This window comes from Pseudocolwellia agarivorans, from assembly GCF_002000085.1.
GTDB classification, from domain to species: Bacteria; Pseudomonadota; Gammaproteobacteria; order Enterobacterales; family Alteromonadaceae; genus Pseudocolwellia; species Pseudocolwellia agarivorans.
Map to the genome: position 1 here is coordinate 504,402 of NZ_MUZU01000002.1, position 19,125 is coordinate 523,526.

At 33.0% G+C, this 19,125-nt stretch carries 15 protein-coding genes; 3 read left to right on the forward strand and 12 right to left on the reverse strand.

The genetic code is table 11. From position 1 onward, the window contains the following. Positions 1 to 28: 28 nt before the first annotated feature. The 11 genes from B0X80_RS05230 to recR form a co-directional block, all read right to left on the reverse strand. Positions 29 to 781 (reverse strand): 4'-phosphopantetheinyl transferase family protein, encoded by a 753-nt coding sequence (locus B0X80_RS05230; RefSeq protein ID WP_077338733.1) that lies wholly within the window; start codon positions 779 to 781, stop codon positions 29 to 31. An 8-nt stretch (positions 782 to 789) separates the two neighbouring features. Then, on the reverse strand, positions 790 to 1,431 hold the full coding sequence (locus B0X80_RS05235) for a hypothetical protein (RefSeq protein ID WP_139345292.1): 642 nt from the start codon (positions 1,429 to 1,431) through the stop codon (positions 790 to 792). Further along, positions 1,418 to 2,575, reverse strand: coding sequence for a beta-ketoacyl synthase N-terminal-like domain-containing protein (locus tag B0X80_RS05240; protein WP_077338735.1), 1,158 nt, complete (start codon positions 2,573 to 2,575; stop codon positions 1,418 to 1,420). The genes B0X80_RS05235 and B0X80_RS05240 overlap by 14 nt, the downstream gene beginning before the upstream one ends. 21 nt (positions 2,576 to 2,596) lie before the next feature. Next, positions 2,597 to 2,863 (reverse strand): acyl carrier protein, encoded by a 267-nt coding sequence (locus tag B0X80_RS05245; RefSeq protein ID WP_077338736.1) that lies wholly within the window; start codon positions 2,861 to 2,863, stop codon positions 2,597 to 2,599. Further along, a complete protein-coding gene (locus B0X80_RS05250) occupies positions 2,854 to 4,014 on the reverse strand; it encodes an ABC transporter permease (protein ID WP_077338737.1) in 1,161 nt (386 codons plus the stop codon). The genes B0X80_RS05245 and B0X80_RS05250 overlap by 10 nt, the downstream gene beginning before the upstream one ends. Continuing rightward, on the reverse strand, positions 4,011 to 4,922 hold the full coding sequence (locus tag B0X80_RS05255) for an ABC transporter ATP-binding protein (RefSeq protein WP_077338738.1): 912 nt from the start codon (positions 4,920 to 4,922) through the stop codon (positions 4,011 to 4,013). Before B0X80_RS05255 ends, B0X80_RS05250 begins: the two co-directional genes overlap by 4 nt. Before the next feature lie 299 nt (positions 4,923 to 5,221). Further along, positions 5,222 to 5,998, reverse strand: coding sequence for a flocculation-associated PEP-CTERM protein PepA (pepA, locus tag B0X80_RS05260; protein WP_077338739.1), 777 nt, complete (start codon positions 5,996 to 5,998; stop codon positions 5,222 to 5,224). A gap of 202 nt (positions 5,999 to 6,200) precedes the next feature. Then, positions 6,201 to 9,278, reverse strand: coding sequence for a phosphorylase b kinase regulatory subunit alpha/beta (locus B0X80_RS05265; RefSeq protein WP_077338740.1), 3,078 nt, complete (start codon positions 9,276 to 9,278; stop codon positions 6,201 to 6,203). Positions 9,279 to 9,537: 259 nt separating this feature from the next. Continuing rightward, complete coding sequence (adk, locus tag B0X80_RS05270; RefSeq protein WP_076418902.1) at positions 9,538 to 10,182, reverse strand: adenylate kinase; 645 nt, start codon at positions 10,180 to 10,182, stop codon at positions 9,538 to 9,540. A 145-nt stretch (positions 10,183 to 10,327) separates the two neighbouring features. Further along, positions 10,328 to 12,271 (reverse strand): molecular chaperone HtpG, encoded by a 1,944-nt coding sequence (htpG, locus tag B0X80_RS05275; RefSeq protein WP_077338741.1) that lies wholly within the window; start codon positions 12,269 to 12,271, stop codon positions 10,328 to 10,330. A gap of 220 nt (positions 12,272 to 12,491) precedes the next feature. Further along, entirely contained in the window at positions 12,492 to 13,094 is a 603-nt protein-coding gene (recR, locus tag B0X80_RS05280; protein ID WP_077338742.1) for a recombination mediator RecR, read from the reverse strand. A gap of 349 nt (positions 13,095 to 13,443) precedes the next feature. Here recR and xdp1 point away from each other — a divergent pair, with 349 nt between their 5' ends. From xdp1 to cobA, 3 genes are all read left to right on the forward strand, one after another. Then, positions 13,444 to 14,217, forward strand: coding sequence for an exosortase-dependent surface protein XDP1 (gene xdp1, locus B0X80_RS05285; RefSeq protein ID WP_077338743.1), 774 nt, complete (start codon positions 13,444 to 13,446; stop codon positions 14,215 to 14,217). Between the two features lie 195 nt (positions 14,218 to 14,412). Beyond that, the gene (locus B0X80_RS05290) at positions 14,413 to 17,178 is read left to right on the forward strand and encodes a tetratricopeptide repeat protein (RefSeq protein WP_077338744.1); all 2,766 of its coding nucleotides are present in this window, start codon (positions 14,413 to 14,415) and stop codon (positions 17,176 to 17,178) included. 255 nt (positions 17,179 to 17,433) lie between these two features. After that, positions 17,434 to 18,270 carry a uroporphyrinogen-III C-methyltransferase gene (gene cobA, locus B0X80_RS05295; protein ID WP_077338745.1) on the forward strand — a complete coding sequence of 279 codons (837 nt, stop codon included), beginning with the start codon at positions 17,434 to 17,436 and terminating at the stop codon, positions 18,268 to 18,270. Between the two features lie 64 nt (positions 18,271 to 18,334). Here the strand turns inward: cobA and B0X80_RS05300 are convergent, their stop codons facing one another. Beyond that, positions 18,335 to 19,072, reverse strand: coding sequence for a tRNA-uridine aminocarboxypropyltransferase (locus tag B0X80_RS05300; RefSeq protein ID WP_077338746.1), 738 nt, complete (start codon positions 19,070 to 19,072; stop codon positions 18,335 to 18,337). Between the last annotated feature and the right edge of the window lie 53 nt (positions 19,073 to 19,125).

The following is a 19,125-nucleotide window of genomic DNA, read 5'->3' on the forward strand; positions in this document are numbered from 1 at the left end:
TTATAAGGTTAAACTACGACTAAAAAAATTACTTTGTATAATATATCCACGATATATTTTTTATTTCATTAAAAGATATCGTTTCACTAACAACTTGAACAACAACGGTGCCTATATAAGCTTCCAATTCATCTGATAAATTGTTTGTATGATAAGAAAAAATGGAATGATTAAAGTCAAATGTTCCAATGTTTTTAATAAGTACATTAGAGCAATTAAAAGAGAACAAATCAGTTAAGTTAGCTTGTGTTGCTTTAGTTAGTGCTTCTTTAGCTGTCCATAGTTTATAAAAATAGTATGAGTCGTATTGCTTATTATTTAAAAGGGTTAACTCATCTTCCACACAAAATTCTTGAGCTAATTCAACAAAATTTCTAGGTTTAATTTTTTCAATATCAATCCCTAGCTTTAACTGTTGTGAACTAATACATACTGCGGCAACAGAGCCACTATGAGTGATTGAAATTGAGAAACTATACTTTTGATTGATGAGTAATTGAGTGTAATTCTCTATTTGGTAAGTCTTTATTTGGGAACTTTCTAAGTGACTGTTTTCTTCTGGTTCATCTTCTGCTTTTAAAGTCAGTGATTTTTGTTGGAGCAGCTGAGCCGCGGCTTGAAGCAATAAAACTCGACTCAGGAGGAGTTGTTGACGTTTTAATGAGCTTTTCATTTTATCAAAACGATTTTTATCCTCATGATTCAATAAAGAAATAGATTGGTTATATTGCTCTATAAACCATGAATCATTAACTTTTGCGTATAAAACAAAAACCGACATGTAATAACCTAAAACAAACTTTGAATGTAAGCTGGCGTAGTAATAGATAAATCTTCTTTAATCAGCTCATCAATGTTCAAATAATTATCTGCATTAATAGTTTTGCCTGTAATCCCCGTCTCACACTTTTCAATAATAAAAGCATAACACTGACGTGACCTTTCAGTGATGGACCATACAATAACAATGCCTTGCGAACTATGATCTTCTAAAAAATCCATTTCAGCTAATGCACAGCTTTTTAAAAAAGGTTGATCACTAGCGCCAATAAAAATATTAGGTCCTTTTATATTAAACTCTTTGGTAATATAAAAGTTTGCCGCATTACCCACAGTAGAAATAAAATCAAAAGGCTTTATAGATTCATTATTCTTCAGACTCATAATAACCGATTGAAAAAGCTCTACACTTAAATATTCTGCGGCACTATATAAAGATAATGGCTTAGATGATAGTGTAAATAACTCCGAAGAATTATTGAATAACCGATACACAGCTAATAGCGACAACAAAGTAAACGTATCTAATCGTCTTACAGATAAATTAGTTTCATTTTTCACTAAAGACCGTATATCTTTATCAGAAAGTTCGTTAGACACACTCACCTTCTCATAAGCAATAAGAGTCAAATACGGATCAGAGTTCATCACGAATTAACCTCTTGTTGCTGGTGAGTTTTATATTTTTTAAAATAACTGCAGCGTTATTTCCACCAAAACCAAAATGATTAAGTAAAATATGTTCTGATAACATCATTTTTTGAGCAGACGAAATAAAAGGATGCAAAAGATCATTTTTCTCTTGTTTTTGATATGTACATTCAGGAAGAACTTCTTGTTGAAAAAGATGCTCAAGCAAGGCTAATTCTAAAACACCACAAGCCCCTAATGTATGACCTAAAAAGGATTTAAATCCAAGTATCTCAGGTGCATTATCAAGCAGCTTGAACAAACGAGTAATAGCATTACATTCAGCTAAATCACTCATTTGTGAAGCGGTTCCATGTATTTTAATGAGATCGATATCTGATTTATTAATATTCCCATTAGCGAGTGCTTTTTCTACTACTTCAACAATATGGTCACCATTTTCATCTGTAATGGTTAAGCTAAAATCGTCACATGATGAATAACCACCTAACACCTCAAAAATAGTTGATGACTTGGGCATGCTTGATAACATCAATACACCAACGCCCTCACCTAATAAAAGCCCGTCTCGTGTATTTGAAAAAGGCCTAACACCTGAGTTACTGAATAAGTCTAATGAATCAAATCCATTAATAGAGAGTTGATTGAAAAACTCGCAACCAACAACAAGCGCATGTTTAATTTTGTTGTGTTTTATAAATTGTGTAGCGTACAGCACAGCATTCGCACTCGAAGTACAAGCCGTATTAAAGGTGTAATGTATTTTATGTAAACCAAATAACGACGCTAGTTTTTGGCTTATCCTGTCCGTTTGAGATAGCCAGATCGATTTGTTTTCATCTGGCTCTACGCACGCTATATCAAGAGATGTAGATCCTAAGAACAAGACAGTTTGAGCGAGTTCTTCAGAGGTTAAATTCGCTTGTTGAATAACGACCTCTATTTGAGAAGATAACAACGAGATCATCTCATCAAATGTTTTGTGTAGCCTGTTTTTATTTATTGGAAAATAGAACGCACTTTTATTTTCAGCCGGAATTTCAACTGTTGACATATTTTCCGGATTATCAACAATATACTGACAATCTTTCTGCTCTCCTATCGCACTAATAGAAGCAGAAGCGACAATAAAAACGTTATTCATGAATATGTTCTTTTAATCATATTAGCTATTTTCAGCAATTAAATTGGCAATACTATTAATTGTTGTTAAATGCTTTCGGCTTTCTTTAGAGCCTTCAACTTTTATCGCGAAGGTTTTCTTTAATACCAAAGACAGTTGTAATGCATCTAAAGAGTCTAAACCTACTCGAGAATCGCTACCAAATAACATTTCATCATCTAAAATATCATTCCAAGCAATATCGTCTTCTTTTTCACATTCTTCAACAATCATTCTTTTAAGTTTTTGTTTTAATTCTTCTAGTTCCACATTAATTTCCTGATTTTGTTGATGAATAAATAAAACGCCATTGATAAAACGAATAAACTAAATACAAGTAACTTAAGTAAATACGGTAAAATATCGACAAATTCTTTACCTGAAAATAAATTTCGAATAATTTCAGCAGACCAATATAAAGGTGAGTAAGTTGCTATTTTAGCCATTACCTCAGGTAAAATATCAATAGGCACCATAAAGCCACTAATAGCCGCTAATAATATATTTATTCCTCCGCCAAAAACAATGGCTTGCTCATAGCTATTCACTAAAGAAGCAATAAAAAACGCTAAAGCATTAGCCGCTAATATAATAAATAAACTCCCTATGATATAAACGCCCCAATGGCTTATAAATATATCCGGCTGCTCTGTCACAACAGGTACAACAAATACACCAACTAAAGTTAATAAAATAAGCTGCAGTATACTTAATAAGTAAAAAGCACTGAATTTACTCATAAAATATTGGCTCGTAGATATAGGAAATGTTTTTAATCTAATTAGCGTGCCATTTTGCTTTTCGTTTATTACGGTAATTGAAACAGGTAAAACAATAAAATAAAGCCCAAAAACAATCCATGAAGGTACACTATATAAAATAGGGGTAAACGTCTGTTTATTCTGTGTTACTACAGTAAAATAAGAAGCAACTTCGGTACTGTTTTCTATTTCTTTAATTTGTTCAGTTAAAGAGAGATCTTCATCTAAGTCGCCACTTTCAAGCATAAAAGCATGAAGTCTTAGTTTAGACAATGCAGTTTGAATAAGCCTTATAACCGCTGCTTTTTTTTGAGGAGTCATATTCGCTTGAATATTAACAACAATAGCTCCCTTAGCTAAACCCGATAATATTTGATTATTAAAGGAACTCGGTAGTTTTATAGAAATATCCGCTAAGCCCTCATTTTCAACAAGTGTAAAACCTTGCTGCTTTATATAACCTTTATAAGCTAATGATATAGGATCGGTATTTTCAGAGATAAAGCTCACTGAAGTTTTATTTATTACATCGGTGCCTTGCTCACTCATTGCAAATGTCATAATTAACATGAAAGCGATAGGTAATATAAGTAAAACACCAATACTGTGTATATCACTTAAAATAATGCGAGCTTCTTTATTTAGGCTACTTAAAATCATAATTTATTGCCCGTGGTCCCTTGCTTATACATATGCTCAACAGAATTAGCTGAATAATGAATGTTTTTTATCGATACTTTTAATTGACTTAACTGCAATAAATGACTATTGAGTTCTTCGGGAGAAGTAAGAAGTAACTGATATTTACACGCTGCAATTTTTTGATAACCGCTGAGAAAGTTAGTACTTGAAGGTTCCTGCTCAAACTCTACTGATAGTAATAAATTCTTTTGTTGTGTTTGCTCAATAAGCGATGCTTTTCCATCTTTAAGTATAATGATATCGTCACAAACTTTTTCAACTTCATCAAGCATATGCGAAGTAAACAATAAGGTTTTACCTTCGGCTTTAAATTGCTCAAGTAAAGTAATAATAATAGCTCTCGATTCAGGGTCTATACCAACGGTTGGCTCATCTAAAAATAAAACTTTGGGTTGTTTAACCAAGGCTATCGCGATATTTAAACGACGTTTATATCCACCTGAAAGTTTACTCACTTTAATATGACTTACATGAGTTAATACACATTGCTCAAGAATTTCACTAATAAACGCATGCTTATCTTCTTTTCTTTTTTTTGATTCTACACAAAGAGATAGAAAATAATAAAGATTTTGCTTAACTGATAATTGTGGGTAGAAGGCATATTCTTGCGGCACTAAAGCGACTTTTTCTTTAACCGAATCAATTAAAGGTTGCATCTGGTTTTCATCATAAAACACCTGCCCTTCAAATGAAGGTAGCAAACCACATAACGCAGAAATAAACGTTGATTTACCAGCACCATTCGGCCCTATAATCCCTGTACATTTATTCGCTTTAATGGTTAAAGAGATATCTGATAGTGAATAAAAATTGTTGTTTTTATACTTAAAGCTTAAGTGTTTTACATAAATAGCATTTGGCATGTATGAGTTATTATAAAAATAAATTTTGTAAATAATATCTATTTAATTAAATAAATTATGGGTTTATTTTTAACATATCCTTATTTTTTAGCACACTATACGTAATTATACAGAATTAATAAATATTGAATGGTTCTTCTTAATTAAATTTATAATCTTCTGGTTAATAATTAACGATAATTTGTAATAATAAGGTTAGTAGTTCAAGGTGATCTTTAATAGAAAAAAAATTCTTAAATTTTAAACACAAAAAAGCCGAACTTTTTGTTCGGCTTTTTATTAACTTATAAGTTGATTAATTATGCTTTACGACGACGTGCGCCAGCAAAACCTAATAAACCTAAACCTAAGATAGCTACTGAAGCTGGCTCAGGAACACTTAAAGTCATGTTTCCATCATGTGAAATTTGGAAGTTTTGAGTGCCACCTGCAGCAGGATAAGTTTGGCTTAAACCTAGGATATCTTGTACAGTAACAATTAAAGTAGCTGTTTTAGCACCTGGAGTTGTTGATAAATCATCACCATTAGTGTTAAAGAAGTAACCTGCAGCAAAGTTAAGGCTTAAATCAAGACCACAAAAACCTTTGTTTTGTAATGGACCTGGCTTGATATCAATTGTACAAGCACCTTGATTAAGACCAAATGAAGCGATTTGTACACCACCATCAAACATGCCGTTACCAACATTCGTTGTATCAACATATAAACCAGAAGCACCTGCGTTAAAGTTTACTTCTAAGTTGCCAGCTGCTGTTGCTGTTGCTGTACCTGAAAATGCATAGTTGTAAAACACTTCATATGCAGCATCAACACCTAAAAGTGCAGAGCCTAATTTAAAGTTTACGATATCTGTAGAACCAAATTCAGAAAACGCTTCAGCACCACCGCCAAGAAGACCGTTACCATCTGTATCAGTTTGTGTTACTTGAGCTAAATCAGCATCGAAATCGATAAAATCAAAAACGACTTCAGAACCAGGAGTTCCGTTAAAAGATGAATCGTTAAATGTAACTACATCTGCTGTAGCTGCGAATGAAGCACTTGTAATTAAAGAAGCTAGTAATAATTTTTTCATGTTTAGTACCCTTTGTTATTAATTGTTTACTGATGATGTTGTTATCATCAGGTTTAAATCTGATATACCATGACAATGCACAAGGTATGCCAAAAACAAATTAACAATAAAAAACAACAACTTAAAAACATACAGCAGCCATCTAAAATATATACTGTAAAATAAACTGACACATATTATATATCTTAATAATTTAACAACTTTAAAAAGATTCAAACACTTTAAATGCGTATTTTTGTAATATATCTGGTGCTTGTGCCATTAATATATCTAAACTTCGTTCATGTCCTTTTATAAACTGAAGGTCATTTACATAGTCTTTTGCCATTTGCTCAATAACCTCACCTAAAACTATTTGCTCAAATTGGCAATCAGGATATTTCATACAATACTGAGTAAAAGCATATAATACTTCAACAATCGCTGACTTATAATAGATTGGATGTAAATGTTGAATAAGTGCATCAAGGGTTTTAGCAAAACTTTCTTCTCTCGGAGTCATTGATGCTCTTATTAAGGTTGAATCTAAAACCTCCCCTGAGTTTTTATTATCTCCAAAAATAATACGTTGTGTATTTGATAAGCTTTGCCAGATATCAGTTAAAAATACGTCATCTATACGAGTGATAAGACCTTTTGCTGTGCGCCACTGTAACCAATCAGTATCAATTGCTTGCATTTTATAAGATATATTTTGATTATTCGCTTTGGCACTATAGCTATATTCTATATTGTAATTAAACGCTTCTTGCTGCTCATTGAGTATCTTTTGTACCAAAGTATTTAATTCTGCAGGTGACTTGCTTGATAAAAGAATTAACGACTCTTCCGTACATTCTGAATGCTCAACACATAACGTTAAAACACTATTTAATTTAATAGAACGCAAACCATTAAATAATTGCGTATCAATACGTATAGTGTTTCCAAGAATAACTAATAACTCCTGTATTAATGTTCTTTCCAATAAATTATCAGAAGTTTCATCAAGTAATTTGACTAATTTTTTAGGTTTTAATAACGCATGCTCTCCATTTAATACCGTTTGATCCTTTTGTCCTACAACGATAGATATATGACGAGCGCACACCTGAGATACATCATCAGCAAGATCTTTATAAGAAAGCTTAAGTATAGAAAAACATAAACGAGCCGTTAACCAGTGTTGTTTATGTTGGGCCCTACTATAAATACTTTCAACTAATGATTTAAACGTAATGCTGGCATATTGAGTTAAAACTGCACTCTCTATATTTTGTGGCAAATGAGAATCTAATTGATATTCTTTATTCCATTTCATTAATTGCTCATAGCTCGTTTTATCAGAATAATTTAATGACTTTAATTCTATCTGGAAAGATTCTGAAAAAAGCGAGAAATCAAAAGGAATAATATGTGAGTCAGAAACTTCAGGCGTATTGGCTAATGCTTGAATAGAAAAGTTAGGTACAACAAGCTTATTCACTCTAGATGCTCTGTAAGCCAAACTAGCTGAAGCGTAACCAATGTTAGTTTGTGTTGCTCTTAGCTGTAAGGAGCGAAGCGTATCTAATAACACATCAGCATTAACACTATCACACATATCTTGAGTTAATAAATAGGTAAAAACAGCAGCTTCGTCATTTATCCAATGCTTATTTATGTGTTCAACTTCACCTTTCAAATGCTCGCTCGCTAATTCAGCATCAAAAATTCGGTAATTATTTTCCTTATGTTGAAGACTTGATAACGACAAATATGCTTTACCATTAAAAGTATATGTTTGTGCTGTAGCTAATCCTTGTAAGCGACGTTTAGGACGGCCAGTAAGCTTTAAACTTTCATTTGCGCCAACTTTTCTAAAACATTCAACAAGCTCTTCCGCTGTAATAACATTTATTGGGCTAATTTCATTTATGGTTTCAGCAATAACACCTTTTTCAGCTAATTGCTGCTTAACACTATTGTTTTCAGCTAATACGACTAACGCAAGTTGCGCCTCATTATTTTTAGTAGATCTAAATCTTAGTTGTAGAGGATCTAGATCATTTTTTTCGATAACCCCCTCATCAAGCATTAATCCAGTAAAATAAAGACTTTGTGCCCAAACTAACGGAATATTTTCATTTGGCGTTCTTGGCTGACTTCCAGGAGATCTTCTTTCTGCTTCAATATTTTCGTCTTCAACATAATAAAGCTCAGGTAAAAGTTTCTTTCCATCAACATCAACCATAATAGCTTCAAGCTTATCTTTATATTTTTTAGCCTCATCAGCATCATTATCAAATAAAGCTTGAATATATAAATAGGTATAAAATAATGGCCATTCTGATTCAATGTTAGCAAAATTAGCCAACTCCGAATGCTCGTAATGAATTCGACTATGATCTTCTACTGCTGTTTGATGACCATCCCACAAAAAGCGTTTGCAACCGTAATCTCCACCTAACTCCGATAAAATTTTATTTTTTGTTTTATCTATGACTTGTTTGTCACTAACAGCAAAAGCAGGAAAACCAATAATACTTAAAAGTGCGCTATCCACTTCTTTTGACATAGATTCTCTTGGCAGAAGATGCGCCAATGTATTACGCGCTCTAGAGACAGCATCAGGAATAGTATGAATAATAGCTCTAGGGTTAGCGTCTTTGCCAAAAAGATTAAACCCATCTAATGCTTGTAAAGCAGCTTTTGCCATACCAACAGAACTTGCATTAATTTCTGTTTTACCATTATTTATCTTATTTCCTCGCTCCCAAATGCCGTAATCAGGAGTTCTATAGGCAAAAGCGATGTAATAAACTAAATTCTGAATAAAATCGACTTCATCAATTGTTTTAATAATACGTAAGCCAGAAGCTGACATTTGTCCGATCATCAATAAAAAAATAGATGTTGCATCTATTTGCAAATGCCCCCATTCATCATCACCAACAACCGTTAATCCTGTAGTTGTACTATATTTTGCATGTAAACAATCCATAGGGTCTAAAGTTGCTTTAAATTTTTCAACTTTATCAGACTGCCTCATCATAGAAGTAAGTAAACCGCGCATTAACTTAATAGTAGATTGCTCTAATTCGTCACATTTAATTTTATCTCCACCGCGCTTAAACGCCATACTCAGGCTCCAAACACTCAAGATAGAATAAACATTATCTCTTACCCACGCATCCGTATAATCTCCGTGCGTAGTTATAGCTGTACTTGCAGGCAGTAAACCTGTAACAGGATGCTGGCGCTTAATAATAATGTTATTAATATCTTCGTATAAACGATGTAACAAAGAAGCTTTTTGCATATTTATGCCCACTTTACGGAAGTATGAAAAATAAAAGATTACCAGATAATATAGTAATGCCAGAAAGAATTACTTATAAAAAACCCGAGTTATTTCGTAATATTATTGCAGTTGAATATTATATTAAGTTGAACAATTTATTATTCAGCTTAATACAATATGTTTGTGAAGAAATAATAGTGGTATTTAGTATAAAAAATCAATGTACTAAAACAAAAAAAGCTCGTTATAAACGAGCTTTTGAATATTTACAGAGATATTATGAAAGCTTTTCAGATAAAATAGTATTAACGACTTCAACAGCTTGGGTGCCATCTATTGTAAGGTATGAACAAGTACCCGACTTTGCTTCTTGTTGGTAGTATTCAACTAAAGGTTTAGTTTGCTCATGATATACCGCTAAACGTTTACGAACAGTTGCTTCTTCATCGTCTGGACGAATAGATAAATCTTCACCCGTTTCATCATCTTTACCTTCAACTGCAGGTGGATTATAAACAAGATGGTATACACGGCCAGACCCTGAATGTACACGACGGCCTGCCATTCTTTCGACGATAACACTATCGGGAACATCAAACTCAATAACATGGTCAACAATAACATTGTTTTCTTTCATGGCATCAGCTTGTGGAATAGTACGAGGAAAACCATCAAGTAAAAATCCTGCTTTGCAGTCATCTTGCGCAATACGCTCTTTAACTAAACCAATAATAAGCTCATCAGAAACTAACTGACCTGCATCCATTACTTTTTTAGCTTTAATACCAAGTTCTGTACCTGCTTTAATAGCAGCTCGAAGCATATCACCAGTAGAAATTTGCGGTATGCCAAACTTGGCCATTAAAAATTGTGCTTGAGTACCTTTACCTGCTCCTGGAGCACCTAATAAAATAATGCGCATTTAAAAAGCCCTATATAATTCATGATGGATTTAAAAAGCAACACTATACATTTTCAGGCGTTTGCAAACAAGTAAGAATATAACACTATCATCAAAAAAGGAGCCATTCGGCTCCTTTTTAATACTTAAGTAGTATATTAAATTTTTACTTCGTTAAACTTAACATTAATTTGTTTAAGCGAGCTACAAATGAAGCGGGATCTTTTAAACTACCGCGTTCAGCTAGCATAGCTTGATCAAAAAGAACCTCTGTCCATTGATTAAATTGCTCATCATCTGGTTCATCTGAAATATGCTTAACAAGTTCATGCTCTGCATTTATTTCGAATATAGGCAGTGTTTCTGGCACACTTTGCCCTACAGATTCCATTAATTTAATCATTTGACTACTCATATCGTTTTCATCGGTAACAATACAAGCAGGTGAGTCTGTTAAACGTTGCGACAATTTAACGTCTTTTACCTTACCTTTTAGAGCGGTTTTAATACGCGTAACAACAGAGTCGAACTCTTGTTCAAGTTTTTCTTGTGCTTCTTTAGTTTCTGCGTCATCCATATCACCAAGATCTAAACCACCACGAGTGACTGATTGTAGCTGTTTACCATCAAACTCATTTAAATGACTTATCATCCATTCATCAATACGATCAGATAACAATAAGACTTCAATACCTTTTTTACGGAACACTTCTAAATGAGGACTATTTTTTGCGGCTGAGAAATTATCAGCAACAACATAATAAATTTTATCTTGCCCTTCTTTCATACGCTCAATATATTCTGGCAAAGAAACACTTTGCACATCGGTATTATCGTTTGTTGAAGCAAAACGAAGTAATTTAGCAATTTGCTCTTTATGAGCCATATCTTCAGCTGGGCCTTCTTTTAAGACCTGACCGAATTCATTCCAGAATGTTTGATATTTTTCTTTATCATTATTTCCTAAACGCTCTAACATAGTTAAAACACGTTTAGTACAGCCTTTTCTGATCGCTTGAGTCACTTTGTTGTCTTGTAAGATTTCGCGAGACACATTTAAAGGAAGATCATTAGAATCTAATAAACCTTTAACAAAGCGTAAATAGGTAGGCATAAATTGTTCGGCGTCATCCATAATGAAAACACGTTGAACATATAGTTTTAAACCATGTTGTTTTTCACGGTTATGCAAATCAAATGGGGCTTTAGCAGGAACATATAACAAGCTTGTGTATTCTGTTTTCCCTTCTACTCTATTATGCGCCCAAAGTAGAGGATCGCCGTAATCGTGCGATACATGTTTATAGAATTCTTTATATTCATCGTCAGACACATCCGTTTTTTCACGTGTCCATAAAGCGGTTGCTTTATTAACGGTTTCCCATGTAGCTTCTTTTGCTTCTATGGCTGGGCGAGTTACATTGCCTTCTTCATCTTTTTCTTCTGCTACAGCTTCAACAGCAGGTGTTAACATTTCAACTGACACTGAAATATGATCTGAATACTTAGTTACAATAGATTTTAAACGCCAATCGTCTGCAAATTCTGACTCTTCTTCTTTTAAGTGTAGAATAATATCAGTACCACGGTTCGCTTTATTTATTTGAGCCGTTGTAAATTCACCTTCCCCTTCACTGCTCCACTCAACACCTTTGGAAGCGTCATCACCAGCAGCTCGAGAGCGAACTGTTACTCTATCTGCAACAATAAAAGCTGAATAAAAACCAACGCCAAATTGACCAATTAATTGAGAATCAGACGCTTGGTCACCAGATAGCTGAGAAAAGAAATCCGCAGTTCCTGATTTAGCTATGGTACCTAAATGAGTGACTATATCTTCATGATTCATACCTATTCCATTATCTGAAATAGTTAAGGTATTATTTTCTTTATCTGCACTTACACGAACACGTAAATCGCTATCGTCTTCGTATAAATCAGCATTGGATAATGCTCTAAAGCGTAATTTATCAGCAGCATCCGCCGCGTTGGATACTAATTCACGTAAGAAAATTTCTTTATTCGAATATAATGAATGGATCATTAATTTCAATATTTTAGCAGTATCAGCACTAAAACTATGATTTTCGCTATTTTTTACATCAGTCATTAGATAAACCTTTTCAAAAAAACTCATTGGGTCATACAGGACAACGAGCACGATTTAACAATTAAGTTAAATCGATAGTCGTTCGTTGACATTAGATATAGGACTGTCTTTTTTCTTTTCAACCTTTAATGATAAAAAGAAAATGAACAAAGGTTCACTTAAGCGTTAGCCGACATAAGTCTGATTTCAATAAAAATAAAAATTAACGCACAGTAATAGTTTATGAATAACGTTTTCGACCAGATAAAGCATGAGACAAAGTATTCCCATCAACAAACTCTAATTCACCTCCAACAGGTACACCATGTGCAATACGTGAAACATCAACATTATACTTCGATGCTAATTCCGCAATATAATGTGCGGTAGCCTCACCCTCGACAGTAGGATTAGTAGCAAGAATTATTTCCTTAAAATTATCACTTCCAAGTAGTGCACTTAATATATCAAGCCCTAAATCTTCAGGCCCAATCCCATCAATTGGTGATAAATGCCCCATTAGAATAAAATACTTCCCTTTGAATTCACTCGTTTGCTCAATAGCAATAACATCTGCAGGCGATTCTACAATACAAAGTTGCTGTACAATTTCACGTTTGGGGTTTTGACAAATTTCACATAAAGTTTGCTCGGTAAAAGTTCGGCATTGTTGACAGTGGCCAATATTTTCCATGGCATTTTTCAACGAATGTGACAATTTAGAACCGCCTATTCTATTTCGTTCTAATAAATGAAACGCCATTCTTTGAGCTGATTTAGCTCCAACACCAGGTAAACATTTTAAAGCATCAATAAGCTCTTGCACTAAAGGGCTGAAATTCATGGTATTTATATACTTTTATTAATTGAAAGAAGTTTAATACATATTATTCTAGCACTAAGTAAATATCTAAAATATAATAGCTTTATTAAATCAGTAGAATTACTGAATAAATAACAGCCCTTTATGTTAATTGAAAGTAAACACTTTGTAATAAAAATAACAACAAAGTGTCCGTATTTTTTACAGCTATTATAAAAGAACAAATAAAGCATTAACAAAAACAAGGTAAACAATTGAAAATAAAGATATTTTAATTATAGGCATGATAAATGCTTTAAATTAAGAAAATTTAAATGTAATGACACTTTTATCATTACATTGCATTAAATAACATAATATTGGAGTTAACATGTTGTTAAATATAAGTAAACTAAGCATAGCAGGCTTAGCATTAATGTCTGCATCTGCATTAGCAAGTGTTACTACTGCTAGTTTTAGTAGCGCATCAAACGATAGTAACAATCAATTTCATGTTGTAAAAGATGGAGTTACTATTACTGTTTCTGGTTGGTCTGATAACAGTGATTTTGCCAGCAATCCTATGACGGGTGATGACAAAATTAATGCAGCGAAAAAAATTGTAAGATATGGAGCTGGATGGGGTATAACAAACCAAGATCCTGACGGACATACTGCTGATAACTATGATGGAAGTAGCAGCACAGATTATGATATGTTCTTACTTGAGTTTTCAAGTGCTGTAAATCTTTCTAGAGCTACATATTCTTATTTAACTACTTCAGCGAGCGATACTCAAGTTACTGTTGCAGCCCTAACAAGTAAAGATATAGATGGAAAAAGTTGGAGTAGCGTAAAAAACACTCAAACCATAGATTCTGGCTATGCTCAAATGAGAAATACTTCAGGCTACTTTACTAATTTTAAAAATAACTCAACGAATGTTAAAGGAACTGTTTCAAAATATTGGTTAATTGGCGCATTAAACACTGCTTTCGGCGGAAATAGTTCATTAGAAGGAAATGATGGATTCAAATTATCTGGCGTTTCGTTTACTAAATCAGCTACTCCTCCAACTACTTCCGTACCAGAACCGACTTCTATCATGATGTTTGGTTTAGCATTAGTTGGATTGTTTGCAGCTAACAGACGTAAAATTAAATAATAATTTTTTATTGTTATTAAAAAGATGGCTTAGCCATCTTTTTTTTTATCTAAAAACTAAGCTATATTCATAGCTCACTAATTCTATTAAACTCTTAATAAAATATAATAATTGAATTAATGAATTCACTTATATAACAAAGTGAATAATTACGAATGTTTCAAGTTTTATTATCAACCTTACAGCTGGATAAATATGCGTTCATTACTTATAGCATCTACATTATTATTGTCACTCAATTCTTACGCTTTTAATGATTTTGAAAAAGCACTAACCTCTTATAATAAAAACGAAGTAGACGAAGCTTATGTACATTTAAAAAATGTTTTAAAAAACGACGAAGACAACCTACCTGCTATCGTACTTATGGGGAGAGTATTACTTCAAAAAGGCTTGTATTTAGAAGGAATTGAAGTATTACAAGAAGCTCTATTTAGAGGCGCAGATATAAATTTTTTGGTCAATGATCTTAGCAGTGCCTTAATGCTAACAAACTCTTATGATGAAGTTATTAAGTTAAGTTCAGACAAAAACTTAACGCCTGCTAGCCAGCTAACAACATTCTTGTTATCAGGTAATGCTTATTCAGCCATGAAAGATTTAGATAATGCGAAAGTATATTATAAAAAAGCCTATGCTCTTGCACCAAACGATTTAAGAACAATTAGCGCTTTGGCTGCTCACGAATTAAATCAAAATAATTATAGTGACGCTGATAACTTAATTGCTAAAGCTCAAATATTGTTTCCAAACGATAGTCGAGTTTGGAATTTAAAAGGACAACTTCACGATAAAAGATCTGAATTTGACTTGGCATTACAAGCTTATAAGCAAGGATATGAGGTAAACCCTGATGACCCCTTTATTCAAAGAGCACTAGCGAATGCGTATGCCAACGCAAATAATACAGAAGAAGCGCTTTCACTCATTGAGAATATACTCAAAGAAACCCCTGATGACCCTTTTGCAAAGCTACTCAAGAGCCGTTTATTTGCATATAGTTCTAGAGAAGAAGAGGCAAATCAGATACTCGTTGATATTAGCCAAAAGTTATCATTACTCAGTGATAAGCAAAGGAATAGCAATGCATCACTTTCTTTAGTGGCAGGGACATCAGCTTATTTACAAAATAATCTAGAGCTTGCTCAAAAAGAATTACAGTTTTATGTTCAAGAGCAACCTCAAGACTTAAGTGGAATTAGCTTACTTGTTGATATTTACTTAAGACAAGGGCAATCTTCAAAAGCATTTGAACTACTTGAAAGTAAAAATAAAATTATCCAGTATAATTTAAGTCTCTCAATTAAACTATTTGAGCTTTATCTTAACGATAATAAAATTTATAAAGCTGAACAAATACTATCCCCCTTAGAAAAAAGTTACGGCAAACATTTACCGTTTATTTTAGCTAAAGTAAACCTTCTCGCTAAAAGTAACCAATTAGGTAAAGCAATAGAGTTATTAAACGAAAATAAGCCTAAAGATTTTTCATCGGCTTACTTTCTTACAAAAGGATTATTATTTGCGAGTAATAATCAAATGCCTGAAGCCCATAAAGTAGCAGATGATCTACTAAAAATAAATATAAAGAATGTCGACTACTTAAGCTTTAAAGCTAGTTTGCTTTTAAAAAACAGCCGCTGGACTGAAGCATTAAATTTTCTAAATCAAATTTTAGAACTACAACCAAATAACTTTAATGCCTTATTTAATAGTGCAACCGCCAACGCTGCTTTATCTAAATTTGAAGATGCAAAAAAAATATCAGTACACTTACTTGAAACTCAACCCGATAATTTATCGTTAAAAGTTCTTAATGCTAAAATTGATAGGGATATGGGAAATATAGACCAAGCTAAAGAAGTATTAACTCAAATAATAGATAAGAACTCAACTTACATACCTGCATTAGAAACTCTAATGGAACTTAACTATCAACAAAAAGAATATAAAGAAGCGTTAGAGCAAGCTGATAGACTAAGTAAACTAAGCTTTTTAAATGCTAAATATATAAAAATGAAAGCACAAATTTATTTAGGATTAGATGATTTTACTAATGCTAAAAAGCAATTACAGCTACTTTCTGGTGTAGTCACGACTCCACGAGATATTTTTATAATGAGCCAAATGCAAATACAAGCAAACGATATATCTGGCGCTAAAAAAAGTTTAGAAAAAGCACTTTCTATTGAACCGGACAATATATTTATTCAACGCTCACTCGTAAAGCTTGAAATTGATTTAGGAGATTTCTCTGAAGCAGATACGATTTTAACGGCTCTTGAAAAAAAGAGGAAACTAGATCCCAATATATTAATGCTTAGAGGAGACTACTACCTTAAGAAAGGTAATAAAGTTACGGCTCAAAAACTCTATTTAAAAGCATTAAATCAAGACAATAACTTCCATAGAGTTTTATTAAAGTTATATCAATTAGCTTTAAATAAAGTTGAAGAGCCAAGTTTTACAGCAACATTACAAAACATATTAACTAAAAATCCAAATAATTATTTAATGCGAACAGTATATGCCGATTACTTATTAAGTAATGGTAATGCTCAAGAAGCTAAAGTTCACTACGAGAAATTAATTACTGTTGATAATTTAATCAACAAGGCCTCTATATTAAATAATCTAGCGAATATATATATCACTATAGATTTAAACAAAGCGGAGTTATATTCAAAACAATCAATGGAGCTGGATAACAATTCATCTGCTATTATTGACACATATGGTTGGATTTTAAGTCTTAATAATAAGTTTGACGAAAGCTTATCTATTCTTAGAAAAGCCTATTCAATGGATTCTAATAATCCTTCAATTAACTATCATATTGGTTATACCTTAGTTAAGTTAAATAGAATTGAAGAAGCTAAGCGAGAACTCAAACAGTCACTAGCTAATAAAAACAGATTTACGGAACGCGAAGACGCTCAAAAGCTTCTTAACTCCCTTTAAAATCCACTTAAAAATATAAAAGCCTAACAACTCTCGTTAGGCTTTTTTCTTTTGAGAGCTATAACCTAAAAAACTATAAATACAACTACATATAAATTATTAATATATAGTAAAATAAAAGAGTTTTTAGGGTTCTCACTTAAAATGATAATATGACAATAATTGGCATCATGTGTAATTTAACCTGAAGCAACTATATAAAAGACAGTATAAGACGTTCATATACAATACCTCTGGACAGCATAAAGGTTTCCAATGCTAATTAATAATAAAGATTCAAATATTACGTTTACAAGTAAAGCCGTTTTAAACTCTGGTGAGATCGCATTAGTAGGAGCTGGCCCTGGAGACCCTGAGCTATTAACCTTAAGAGCCTTACGTTTCATTCAACAAGCAGAAGTAACGATTTACGATCGTCTAGTAAGCCAAGATATTCTCGATTTATTACCAGAAACATCAAAAAAGTATTATGTTGGAAAAAAACAAGCTAACCACTCTGTTCCTCAAAATAAAATCAATGAGTTGCTTGTAGAGCAAGCTAAGTTAGGTAAGCGAGTGCTTCGCTTAAAAGGTGGAGATCCTTTCATTTTTGGAAGAGGAGGAGAAGAAGCTGAATATGCTATTTCTCAAGGAATTAATTGTCACTTATGTCCTGGTATTACAGCAGCATCAGGTTGTACAACCTATGCGGGAATTCCGTTAACGCATAGAGGTGTTGCACAAGGGTGTACTTTTATTACTGGTCATATGGAAAATGATGGCGAACTTAATTTACCATGGGAAAGTCTAACGTCTAATGCTCAAACAATTGTGTTTTATATGGGAATAAATACATTACCTAAAATTGCTACAAAACTTATAGCGCATGGTAAAAAAGCAGATACTCCTGCAGCGCTCATTTATAAAGGTACACAACCAGAACAACAAGTATATCGAGGTCAATTAAATACGTTAGCCAATATAGTCGCTGAACATAAAATAAAGCCTCCTACATTAATTGTGATTGGTGATGTAGTTAATCAGTTAACTAAAAAACAATTATCATCCCCTGGCTTATTAGAAGCAGAAAATAACACAGTTACAATTAAGTAATTTATACCGATAGCACTTCAAATGCAGTTTCACTACGCCTGACAAGAATGCAATTTCACTTGCTTTATAAGCTTGCTAAATACTTTTGGTAATCCTCTATAGCATTGGGATTACCTGTATTTTCTTGGCAAACACTTTGTCGATATTGAAAGTTAAACACATCAAACCATAAATCTAAAACTTCTGCGTTTACGCCCTCTCCTGCCATATCGAGTACTCTAGCTGCGACTTCTGCTGTTGCAAACTGGTTGCTAGCTGATGCTTGTCTAATTTGATACCGAGAAATCATATCCTTGTTGTCTGTCATTTCAGGGTTAAATGAAACAACAGGAAAGCTGTTAAGGTATGGGCTTTTACGAAACATTTTTTTAGCTTCTCGCCAGCTACCATCTAGCATAATAAATAATGGTCGTTTTCCTGCTTTAAAAACAAGAGTTTGATTATAAACTTCCCTTTCAGGTTCGGCATATTGATCAGGAAAGACCACAAAAGGTTGCCATTGTTCATCATTTAAAACGGCTAATAATGCTTTATTTTCTTCAGTTCTTGACCATAAAAAAGCAAACGTATCGGGTACTACGTCAGCAATTAATTTACCCGTATTGCTCGGTTTTAAAATTTCAGTGTCGTACATCAATAATAAAAAACCAGCATTACTTGTCATTTTTGGCGTTAATTTACAAATACAATGAGTTAAGCCAATACGACATTTTTCACAGCGTTTAACTTTCCAACCTCTAGAATTATAAACGGTGGTACTAATGCTTTTTCGATGCTCGTAAAGTCGATGAACTGCGTTCATTAATTATTCTCATTAATAAAAAGGTAAACATAAATAAGTGTTACAAAGTTTCG